The sequence below is a fragment of the Kocuria oxytropis genome (genome assembly GCF_040981195.1).
Classification (GTDB): Bacteria; Actinomycetota; Actinomycetes; order Actinomycetales; family Micrococcaceae; genus Kocuria; species Kocuria oxytropis.
In genome coordinates this window covers 1-562 of sequence record NZ_JAVFXA010000093.1, presented here as the reverse complement: position 1 = coordinate 562, position 562 = coordinate 1, and the positions used below count along the sequence as shown (strand labels likewise).

The following is a 562-nucleotide window of genomic DNA, read 5'->3' as shown; positions in this document are numbered from 1 at the left end:
AACCCCAAGTGCTGGTGCTACTGGTTCTAATGTAAACCCTAACACAGGTGCTCAACCAAGTCCATCTCACTTCGGTCCACGTATGGATGTGTTCCTTACTTTGATTGCTGGTCTGAATGTTTCTGACCCGGATACTGGTGCTGTTGTTCACAAAGAAACTCCAGCTCTGACGGAAGCTGCTCTGTTTGACTTGACCTATCAGTTATATCTTGCTGGTGCTTGTCCAACAGTGATTATGTACCACCCTAAACATGCTCAGTTCTTTTCCTCTCTGATGGAAGCTCAGGGTTCTGGTAAAAATCGTGTTCGTATGTTTGATGGAGCTTCTGATACTAAAGTAAGTACTTACGTATCTGAAATCGTTGACCCGCTGGGTTGTCGCTTCACTCTTATTCCGAACCGCTTCGCTGAAGAAGATATCATCTATATCTATGATGCTCGTGATTTTACACAGATGGTCCTTCGTCCATTCACTCGTACTCAACTAGCTAAAACTGGTTCCAACGAGAAGTGGATGATTGAAGCTGAATGTGGCTTGCGTCTGCGTAACCCATTTGCTGCT

General features: G+C 44.8%; 1 protein-coding gene. It reads left to right on the top strand.

Annotated features, from left to right (window positions below; translation table 11 throughout):
- Nucleotides 1-82: 82 nt before the first annotated feature.
- On the top strand, nucleotides 83-562 hold a 480-nt coding region (locus tag QYM41_RS17735), incomplete at its 3' end, for an SU10 major capsid protein (RefSeq protein ID WP_368801087.1).